The organism is Thermochromatium tepidum ATCC 43061, assembly GCF_009664085.1.
GTDB lineage: Bacteria > Pseudomonadota > Gammaproteobacteria > Chromatiales > Chromatiaceae > Thermochromatium > Thermochromatium tepidum.
In genome coordinates this window covers 2,555,896-2,565,638 of record NZ_CP039268.1, presented here as the reverse complement: position 1 = coordinate 2,565,638, position 9,743 = coordinate 2,555,896, and the positions used below count along the sequence as shown (strand labels likewise).

Below are 9,743 nucleotides of genomic sequence, written 5' to 3'. Positions count from 1 at the left end.
GAACTGGGCGGCCTGTCGTGGTTCTCACCAATCCAGTACACTGCCTGCTGGCGGTGGGGGAGGCTGTGGTGGCAGCAGCCCGCCAGCGGCGATCCAGACCGCGCCGGCTGTGATCGCCAACGCCAGGACCAGGGCCAAGGGTCCACCGCCGCGGGCCGAGTGGGCGAGCGGCTCCTGTGTCATCTTGTAGCCGGTGATCATGGGCCAAATCAGGTTGTCGCCGCGCACCCAGGTGTGAAACAGTATCGCGGCGATATGCAAGGCGACAAAACCACCGATGATCCAGATCGACTGACGGTGCAGACCGCTGAGCCAGCGGCTCGTCTCGCTAGAGACCAGCGACCTGAGCGGTCCTGAGAAGGCGATATCATCGTTGGCAAAGAGTCCGGTCAGACCCTGGACCAGCAGCAAGGTCAGCAGGACCAGCACCGAGATCCCACCCAATGGATTGTGCCCCATGCCGTGCCAGCGTCCGCGCAGATAGCTGAGGATGGTGTGAGGACCAGGTATGAACTGACTGAAACGGACATAGGTCGAACCGATGAAGCCCCAGACGATCCGGAAGACGATCAATCCAAGGATCGCCAGCCCGATCCAGCCATGCCAGCCGATCCAACTGCCGCCCGTCAGACCAGTCGCGAAGGCCAGCGCCACCAGCAAGACCAGCAACCAGTGAAAGAGACGGGTCGGAAGATCCCAGAGTTTGATTCGATGTGCCTGCATCATTCAGTGACCAAAGAGAGGATGGGGCTGCAAGTGTCGCTCAATCCATCGAGCGCCGCCAAGTCGGGGCGCGTTTCGGTGCGCGGGGTCGGGCGATGAAACCCGCCATCGTGCTCTTAAGCGGCGGACTGGATTCGGCCACGGCGCTCGCCATCGCCCGCGCCCAGGGCTTCGCGCCCCATGCCCTATCCATCCGCTATGGTCAGCGCCATGCGATCGAGCTGGAGTCTGCCTCGCGCATCGCTCACTCTCAGGGTGTGGTCGAGCATGTGATCGCCGAGATCGATCTACGTCGGTTCGGCGGTTCGGCCTTGACCTCGGATCTACCGGTCCCCAAGGGGCGCGATCCAGCCGAGATGGGCCTAGGGATCCCCCTGACGTATGTCCCCGCACGCAATACCATCTTTCTCTCCTGTGCACTCGCCTGGGCTGAGTCATTGGGCTCGGGCGACATCTTCATCGGGGTCAATGCGCTCGATTATTCCGGCTATCCGGACTGTAGACCTGAATACATCGCCGCCTTCGAGCGCTTGGCGAATCTAGCCACAGCCGCCGGTGTCGAGGGACGCCAGTGTTATCGTATCCATGCCCCATTGATCGAGATGACCAAGGCCGAGATCATCCGGACCGGGCTTGCGCTCGGGGTCGATTACAGCCTGACCAGTAGTTGCTATGACCCTGGCCCCGACGGTCGGCCCTGCGGGCTCTGTGATTCCTGTCGATTGCGCGCCAAGGGGTTTGCCGAGGCCGGGGTCGCCGATCCGCTCCTGGCCCGCTTCGGGGGCGACTTATGACCGCCAGAGTCTTTCATCTCGCCCTGGCCCACTTCGAGGCGGCGCGACGGCTCCCGAACCTGCCCGAGGGACATCCTGCACGGCGTCTCCATGGTCACGGCTTCCTGGTCCGGTTACGTGCCGAGCTGCCTGCTGGCTGGGCCAGCCCTGGGGTGGAGGAGGATGCGCTCAAGGCCGCGCTCGCGCACTGTATCGAGCCGCTCGACCATCGCGATCTCAATACCCTCCTGCCGACCCCGAGCGACGAGAACCTGGCGCGCTGGGTACGCGACCGGCTCGCGTTGCCCGGCCGCGCCTGCGTCGGGATCCAGAGCAGACACGACCAGGGGGTGGATCTTGATGGGGTAGGTCATGCCCATCTCTGGCGTCGGTTTCGCTTTGAGTCGGCCCATCGGCTGCCGAATGTCCCCCCAGGTCACCCTTGCGGGCGAATGCACGGCCATGGTTTCGAGGTCATCCTCCACGCCGATCAGGATCGAGACGACAGGGGCGTCGACGGCGACCAGCTCGCCGCGCTCTGGGCGCCGCTGCATGCCGAGCTGCATCAGACCTGTCTCAACGACATCCCTGGCCTGGAGAATCCGACCAGCGAACTCTTGGCACGCTGGATCTGGGTGCGGCTTGCCTCCGAGCTGCCGGGGCTGTCCTGGGTTACGGTCCAGGAGACCGCGACCGCCGGCTGTCACTTCGATGGACTCCACTACCGGATCTGGAAGGAGCAGCGCTTCGAGGCCGCGCTCTGTCTGAGACACGCCCCCGCCGGCGACGCACGGCGGCGTCTGCATGGACACAGCTATCTGCTGCGACTGCATCTGACCGCGCCGCTGGACCAGGTGCTCGGCTGGACGCTCGACTATGGCGAGGTCAAGCGCCTGTTCCAACCGCTCTATGTCCGGCTCGATCATCACCGGCTCGATCTGCTCGATGGTGTGGAGTCCGCCGACCCTGGGGGTCTGGCCCGTTGGATCCGCGAGCACATCCAAACGGATCTGCCCGAGCTGGATCGTATCGATCTATACCCGACGCCAGATCATGGTGTTTCGCTGTGTTGGGGTAAGCTGGGTCCGGCACTGCCGGTCTGAACGCATGGGGTATCTCGTCAAGGAGAGCTTTTACAGTCTACAAGGGGAAGGCGCCCAAACCGGACGTGCGGCCGTATTCTGCCGCTTTGCCGGTTGTAACCTCTGGTCGGGGCGCGAGCAGGATCGTGCGTGGGCCCGCTGTCGCTTTTGCGACACCGATTTTCGCGGCACGGATGGCGAGGGTGGCGGACGCTATCCCACACCAGAGGCCTTGGCCAACCACCTCCGCGCCCTCTGGTCGCGTGCGGCGGACGCGAGCGGGCGTCCCTATGTCGTCTGTACCGGGGGTGAGCCCCTGCTGCAACTCGACGTGCCGCTGATCGACGCCCTACATCGGCAAGGCTTCGAGGTCGCAGTCGAGACCAATGGCACCCGTCCCGCTCCCCCGGGTCTCGACTGGGTCTGTGTCAGCCCCAAGGTCGATGCCCCACTGCGACTGACCCGAGGTGATGAACTCAAACTGGTCTACCCGCAGCCTGGACTTGACCCGGAGCGTTTCTTTGGTCTGGACTTTCGGTATTTCTTTCTACAACCCCTGGATGGACCGCAGCGCGCCCATAACACGCGCCTGGCCGTGGCTTACTGCAAGGCCCATCCGCACTGGCGTCTGAGCGTCCAGACCCACAAATGGCTGGGTATCCCCTAAGTTTTTTGTAAATCCCTGTTGACATTATCTGGTGTCAAGCTAAGATGACATCGCCCGAGCAGCAGAAGACCCCTTCGAACCAAGCACCAGCCGTTCGAGTGAAGCCGAGGCGGTGTCGATGTAGTATTCGCGCCCCATCCGCGCGTCACGAAGGCGGTAGTACTCGATTTCCTTCGGAGTCATCAGTGGCTGAACCAAAGAAACCAGCTGCCGCTGCCCAAACCAAGGGCAGCAGCGCTAAACCCACAATGGAGACCAAGTCCATGGCAAGTCTTTCCGGCCTTACCGATCAGCAAGCCAAAGAATTCCATGAGCAGTTCAAGGTGACCTACACCGCGTTCGTCGGCCTGGCCGCCCTGGCTCACCTGCTCGTCATCGCCGCCAATCCTTGGTGGTAAAGCGGTTTTAAACCTCACTTATACAGAGTCAAGGCAATGAGCAACGTCGCAAAGCCGCGTAACCCCGAAGACGATTGGAAGATCTGGCTGGTCGTGAACCCGGCTACCTGGTTGATGCCCATCTTCTATGCCCTGCTGGTCCTGGCCATCGCCGTCCACGCGGTTGTCTTCTCGGTCGGCCTCGGCTGGAAGTAAGACTCGGATCTAGGAGTAAGATCCCAGCGCGCCGAAAATCAAACGGCATCGATCGCTTGGCGATCGGTGCCGTTTTTGTTTGGGCTTGCGCTGGAGCGCAGCAGAAAACTGACTGGATCCCGTCGCCGCGCACCTTATGGAAACAAGACGAGCGATCGTCAGTCCGTCAGACTGACTCGCGCCTGCGCGCAACGCGCGTCCCAGGCGCCCCTGGGACGTTTTGCCCTCTGCTGGGCTCGCACGGCTCGCGATGCAACCGTGCTGGTGGTATCGCGTCCTGTCCTCCTTCGACGCCTGAAGCTCTGTTAAAGATGAGCCCATAAAAAATCCCCCAGACGGGGGATTTTGGTCTTTTACGGAAGCCAGTCTTGGATCAGAGCGTGTTGGCCTGCTCGGCCAGATAGAGCCAGGTGTCGATCACGGTGTCAGGATTGAGCGAGAGGCTGCTGATGCCCTGTTTGACGAGCCAGTCGGCGAGGTCCTTGTGGTCCGAGGGTCCCTGGCCGCAGATACCGACATACTTGCCCTGGGCGCGGCAGGCGGCGATCGCCATCGACAGCATCTTCTTGACCGCCGGGTCGCGCTCGTCGAAATACTCGGCCACCAGGCCCGAATCGCGGTCCAGACCGAGCGTGAGCTGGGTCATGTCGTTGGAGCCGATCGAGAAGCCGTCGAAATATTCCAGGAACTCCTCGGCCAGTACCGCGTTGGACGGCAGTTCGCACATCATGATCAGACGCAGCCCATCCTTGCCTCGCGCTAAGCCCTGCGCGGCCAGCGCCTCGGTCACGGCCTTGGCCTGACCCAGGGTGCGCACGAAGGGGATCATGATCTCGACATTGGTCAGGCCCATGTCGTTGCGCACGCGCTTGAGTGCCTCGCACTCCAGCTCGAAGCAGTCGCGGAAATTCTCGGCCACATAGCGTCCGGCACCGCGGAAGCCGATCATCGGGTTTTCTTCCTCCGGCTCATAGCGCGGCCCGCCGATCAGGTTGGCGTATTCGTTGGACTTAAAATCCGACAGGCGCACGATGACCGGCTTGGGCGCGAAGGCGGCGGCGAGCGTGGCGATGCCCTCGGCGAGCTTGGCGATATAGAACTCGCGCGGGTTGGCATAGGCGGCGATGCGCGGGGCGATCTCGGCCTTGAGGTCTGCCGGCAACTGGTCGAACTCGAGCAGTGCCTTGGGATGGATCCCGATCATGGTGTTGATGATGAATTCCAGCCGCGCCAGACCGATGCCGGCATTGGGGAGGCTCGCGAAGGCAAAGGCGCGGTCTGGGTTAGCGACATTCATCATGATCTTGACCGGGATCTCGGGCATGGCCGAGAGTTCGATGGTCTTGTACTCGAACTCGAGCCGGCCGTCGTAGATGAAGCCGGTGTCGCCCTCGGCACAGCTCACGGTGACGGGCTGGCCGTCGACGATCTTGGCGGTGGCATCGTTACAGCCGACGACAGCGGGAACGCCCAGCTCGCGGGCGATGATGGCCGCATGGCATGTCCTACCCCCGCGGTTGGTGACGATCGCCGCCGCGCGCTTCATGATCGGCTCCCAATCGGGATCGGTCATGTCGGTGACGAGCACGTCGCCCGGCTGGACCTTGCTCATGTCGGCGATGCCCGTGACGATGCGCGCGACACCCGCGCCGATACGGTTGCCGATACTGCGTCCGCTGGTGAGCACCGGCCCCCTGCCCTTGAGGATGTAGCGCTCGATGACGGTGCCGATGCGGCTCTGGACCGTCTCGGGACGCGCCTGGACGATATAGAGCTTGCCGTCGATCCCGTCCTTGGCCCACTCGATGTCCATCGGCCGGCCATAGTGCTGCTCGATCAGGAGCGCCTGTTTGGCCAACGCCTGGACCTCGGCGTCGGTGAGACAGAAGCGCTGGCGCAGCTCCTCTGGAACGGGTTCGGTCTTGACCGGCGTTGCCTCACCCGGATCGCTATAGACGAGACGGCTGGCCTTGTCGCCGAGGGTGCGGCGCAGGATCGCCGGACGTCCGGCCAGAAGGGTCGGTTTGTGGACATAGAACTCGTCCGGGTTGACGGCGCCCTGGACCACCAGCTCGCCCAGACCATAGCTCGCGGTGATGAAGACCGCGTCGCGAAAGCCCGATTCAGTGTCGAGCGTGAACATGACGCCCGAGGCCGCCAGATCGCTGCGCACCATGCGCTGGATGCCGGCCGATAGGGCAACATGCCGATGTTCGAACCCTTGGTGCACGCGATAGGCGATGGCGCGGTCGTTGAACAGCGAGGCAAAGACCTCCTTGACCCGGTGCTTGATGGTGTCGAGCCCATGGACGTTGAGGAAGGTCTCCTGCTGACCAGCAAAAGAGGCGTCAGGTAGATCCTCGGCCGTTGCCGAGGAACGCACAGCCCAGGAGACATCATCGGTCCCGGCCTCGGCGGTCAGCTTGGCATAGGCCTCGTCGATGGCAGCATCCAGTCCTGCCGGGAAGGATTGCTGCATCACCCAACCGCGGATCCGGGCCCCGGCCTCGGCCAGCGCGGCGACATCGTCCACGTCCAATCCATCGAGCACGTCCTGGATACGCTCATCGAGCCCATCCTGAGCCAAGAACTCGCGATAGGCGTCGGACGTGGTGGCGAAGCCGCCCGGAACGTTCACGCCGAGATGGGTCAGGTTCTGGATCATCTCGCCGAGAGAGGCGTTCTTGCCTCCGACGACGGGGACATCGTCCATCCCGAGGTCACTGAGCCAGCGGACGTAGTCGGTCATCGTTGTGCTACTCCGGTCTGTGGATAAGGTCTGGGTTTCATTCAGGGTATCCGGGCGGTGCGGTCTGGGGGGCTGGAACCATCCGTGCGGGCGAGCTGGTATGAGCCAGGGTTGGAGATTGAGCCGAGTCGCCCTGAGCGGGTGATCATTGGTTGCAATGACCACGTCATAATCTAGAAAATATACCCCAGCCGGATGATGCTCGTCCCGAGAGTCCATCAATCCTGAGCATTGAGCCAGGCTGAATCGGTGGACACCGTTCGCGCCCTGGGTGTGATCCCGATCTTGCCACCGAACTCTTGTCTTGAACCAACGGGTCTGTTCAGGCAGCCTAGACGTGCCTAGCCGTATCCAAACCGATCCAGTCGATACTTGAACCGAGAGGAGGATCCCAATGAGTGAAGAGTTGCCAGGCCTTGCGTCGCTGCGGGCCATGCTGGGAGTTAGCGACAACAGCCAACTCATCGTGCGGGGCATGTCGATCATCGTCGCGGTGGGAGCCTTCTATGTGGTCTCCACCGAGGCGCTCTATGGTGATGTACCGCCGCTGCCACCGAGTCAGGTCGCCGCCAATGTCGCCCCGATCGGGACAGTAACACTGGCTAAACCGCCTGCTCCGCCAGCCGCAGCCGTGAATGAACCAACGGCTGAGACAGCACCTGTCGTCGAGTCGAGCGTTCCGGTCGCTGAAGAGGCCCCGGCGGTCGAAGAGGCCGCGCCGGTCGCTGAGGTGGCCCCGGCGGTCGAAGAGACTGCACCGGTCGCTGAGGCGGTCCCGGCGGTCGAAGAGGCCGCGCCGGTCGCTGAGGTGGCCCCGGCGGTCGAAGAGACTGCACCGGTCGCTGAGGTGGCCCCGGCGGTCGAAGAGACTGCACCGGTCGCTGAGGTGGCCCCGGCGGTCGAAGAGACTGCACCGGTCGCTGAGGTGGCCCCGGCGGTCGAAGAGACTGCACCGGTCGCTGAGGTGGCCCCGGCGGTCGAAGAGACTGCACCGGTCGCTGAGGTGGCCCCGGCGGTCGAAGAGGCCGCGCCGGTCGCTGAGGTGGCCCCGGCGGTCGAAGAGACTGCACCGGTCGCTGAGGCGGTCCCGGCGGTCGAAGAGGCCGCGCCTGTGGCTGAACCGGCCCCCATCAAACGTCCGATGCCCCCCTGGATGCTGCATATGGCACCGCTGCCCTCGCCGAAGTAGGCCCATTTTACGGGTCGTGCGTTTCGAGACGCGCGACCCGCGCGCCCGTTGCCATTATCCATCCCGACCATCGGACGATCTAGGCCGCAACCTCCTAAACTCGCCGACTGGCCGAGTCTCGATACATCCATACCCAGACTTTCCCGTCCCTGAACTCCGGCCTCTCTCGCTGGATGAGCCCTGGCTGCCCCATCCCAACGGCGTTTCAATCCGACGCTAGCGACTGTGTTCAGATGAACAGTTGACGCAGTTCGGCGTCGACGCTTCCGCGCTCCCAGAGCCGCTCGAAGTCCTGCCGCATCCGACGCGCGTCCCGCGGGTTGGCATAGTCGGCGATCGCCTCCATGCGCTCGGCCAAAGGGCGATGGACATAGCCGGTCTCGTCGACGATGAGGAAGGCATCGAGACGCTCCTGATCCTCGTCGGCGACGCGCCGGATGGTGACGCGCGAGGTCAGGCGGCGCGCCAGCTCGATGAGCCGATGGCCGACCTGAGTTGCGGCACGCGGGTCAAACAACAGAACGCGCACACAGAATCCTGGACGCGCCAGCGCCAAACGCCGCACGGCCTCCAGGAAGGGGATCTGATCATAGAGCGCGGCTTCGAGCCTGGGGTCATGGATCAGCAGCTCGCGTCGGGCCTGGGCAGCCATGTCTGCGCTGATGGCGGCGATCTCTGGACTACGCGCGAGCGTCCGGCGTCCCGCATCTTGGCCGAGCCTAAACATCCGACGGTCGATGTCTCCAGACATAGTCATGTTTGGTGCGCCTTAGGATCAGGAGTGATGCCGGATACATACAGATCGAGCGCCGGAAATGGACAGTGCGCAATCGCGACGAGTCTGTTTGTCGCAGATATGCAACGAAGGGGATGTGATGAAAACCCATCTCATACAATCACGGCTTAGTCTAGTGGCAAATAGTGTTGCGTTCTTATTCCTGGCGTTGTAAATATGTCGCGAGTTCATAAAAAAGTTGCACTTTTGCTCCTTTTGTGGGCTAAAATGTCTGTGTCAAGGCGCGCGGTTCGGGTGAGTCGCGCTCGCGCGACGCTCATTTCGCTAGCGAGATTCCCGAGGCGGAAAGATGGTTTAGCATTAGGGTTCATGAGCGATCTTTGCAACTGACCCAGTTTGGCTAGACCATGGGTTCCCCAATTCGATCATCTCCACACCTCAACAGGAAGCAAAAAGATGCGCAAACAATCTCTGTTCAAACGCCTGACCGCACTGGCTGCCCCACTGGCGGTGGCTGCGGTTTTATCCAGTCCGGCGACGGTGTGCGCCAAGGACTACAACATGGAGCACTTCTGGTCGGCCCAGCCCAAGGGCACGGCCTGGGTGAGCGGCTCCGGCGAGTGCTGGCAGAGCCTGCATGGTCCGGGCGATCTGGAGCCCTGTGTCGCCGCCCCTAAAGCGGCACCGGCCCCCAAGGAGTTCACGGTTCGTCTGAATTTCGAGTTCGATAAGTACCGGATCGAGAACGTCGTTAACGATAGCGAACTGCGCCGTCTCGACGACTACATCGAGCAGGTCAAGAAATCCGACGTGCGCGAGCGAATCTCGCTGACAGGTCACACCGATGCCAAGGGTTCCGAGGCCTACAACTACCAGCTCGGTCTGCGTCGCGCCCAGGCCGTTCAAGACTATATGATCAGCCGCGGGATCTCGCCTCAGGACATCGTCTCGGTCGAGAGTCGTGGCAAGTCCGAGATGCTGCCTGGCGTTGACATCTACTCCGTCCAGCAGCGTCGCGTTCGAATCAAGGCCGAATACTGACGGTACTTCAATCCTCGATCGGGCATATCGTCGGGCCAGACGGTGTGCCCGGCAGTCACTCAGCCAGGGCAGTGTGCAGGGATCGCTATGATCCAGGCCCTACTCATCTAATCTTTCAGGTTCACTGAGCCTCATCCCCCCGACTGGGGCTTAGGGTAGGGTCGGTCATGTTGGTACGTGATCGACCCTT

At 62.6% G+C, this 9,743-nt stretch carries 10 protein-coding genes; 7 read left to right on the top strand and 3 right to left on the bottom strand.

The genetic code is table 11. The annotated features are described in order from the left end of the window. Nucleotides 1-24: 24 nt before the first annotated feature. The gene (locus tag E6P07_RS11855; RefSeq protein ID WP_153975797.1) at nucleotides 25-723 is read right to left on the bottom strand and encodes a cytochrome b/b6 domain-containing protein; all 699 of its coding nucleotides are present in this window, start codon (nucleotides 721-723) and stop codon (nucleotides 25-27) included. A gap of 95 nt (nucleotides 724-818) precedes the next feature. Between E6P07_RS11855 and queC the strand changes: the two genes are divergently transcribed. The 5 genes from queC to pufA all read left to right on the top strand — a co-directional run bounded on the left by queC (nucleotide 819) and on the right by pufA (nucleotide 3,838). Continuing rightward, nucleotides 819-1,517 carry a 7-cyano-7-deazaguanine synthase QueC gene (gene queC / locus E6P07_RS11850; protein WP_153975796.1) on the top strand — a complete coding sequence of 233 codons (699 nt, stop codon included), beginning with the start codon at nucleotides 819-821 and terminating at the stop codon, nucleotides 1,515-1,517. Beyond that, nucleotides 1,514-2,599, top strand: a complete 1,086-nt coding sequence (locus E6P07_RS11845; protein WP_153975795.1) for a 6-pyruvoyl trahydropterin synthase family protein — start codon at nucleotides 1,514-1,516, stop codon at nucleotides 2,597-2,599. The genes queC and E6P07_RS11845 overlap by 4 nt, the downstream gene beginning before the upstream one ends. A gap of 4 nt (nucleotides 2,600-2,603) precedes the next feature. Further along, the gene (queE, locus tag E6P07_RS11840) at nucleotides 2,604-3,245 is read left to right on the top strand and encodes a 7-carboxy-7-deazaguanine synthase (protein WP_153976223.1); all 642 of its coding nucleotides are present in this window, start codon (nucleotides 2,604-2,606) and stop codon (nucleotides 3,243-3,245) included. A 263-nt stretch (nucleotides 3,246-3,508) separates the two neighbouring features. Continuing rightward, complete coding sequence (gene pufB / locus E6P07_RS11835) at nucleotides 3,509-3,643, top strand: light-harvesting antenna LH1, beta subunit (protein ID WP_153976222.1); 135 nt, start codon at nucleotides 3,509-3,511, stop codon at nucleotides 3,641-3,643. Nucleotides 3,644-3,679: 36 nt separating this feature from the next. Beyond that, nucleotides 3,680-3,838: a light-harvesting antenna LH1, alpha subunit gene (gene pufA / locus E6P07_RS11830; RefSeq protein WP_153975794.1), complete on the top strand. Its 159-nt coding sequence runs from the start codon at nucleotides 3,680-3,682 to the stop codon at nucleotides 3,836-3,838. Nucleotides 3,839-4,211: 373 nt separating this feature from the next. On the opposite strand, the gene ppsA is transcribed toward pufA, so the two are convergent. Continuing rightward, entirely contained in the window at nucleotides 4,212-6,587 is a 2,376-nt protein-coding gene (ppsA, locus tag E6P07_RS11825; RefSeq protein WP_153975793.1) for a phosphoenolpyruvate synthase, read from the bottom strand. A 394-nt stretch (nucleotides 6,588-6,981) separates the two neighbouring features. Here ppsA and E6P07_RS11820 point away from each other — a divergent pair, with 394 nt between their 5' ends. Beyond that, nucleotides 6,982-7,776: a light harvesting protein subunit alpha gene (locus E6P07_RS11820; RefSeq protein ID WP_153975792.1), complete on the top strand. Its 795-nt coding sequence runs from the start codon at nucleotides 6,982-6,984 to the stop codon at nucleotides 7,774-7,776. A 229-nt stretch (nucleotides 7,777-8,005) separates the two neighbouring features. Here the strand turns inward: E6P07_RS11820 and E6P07_RS11815 are convergent, their stop codons facing one another. Further along, nucleotides 8,006-8,533, bottom strand: a complete 528-nt coding sequence (locus E6P07_RS11815; RefSeq protein ID WP_246172841.1) for a DUF7931 domain-containing protein — start codon at nucleotides 8,531-8,533, stop codon at nucleotides 8,006-8,008. A gap of 435 nt (nucleotides 8,534-8,968) precedes the next feature. On the opposite strand from E6P07_RS11815, the gene E6P07_RS11810 reads away from it, so the two are divergent. Continuing rightward, the gene (locus E6P07_RS11810) at nucleotides 8,969-9,553 is read left to right on the top strand and encodes an OmpA family protein (protein ID WP_153975791.1); all 585 of its coding nucleotides are present in this window, start codon (nucleotides 8,969-8,971) and stop codon (nucleotides 9,551-9,553) included. Nucleotides 9,554-9,743: the final 190 nt, after the last annotated feature.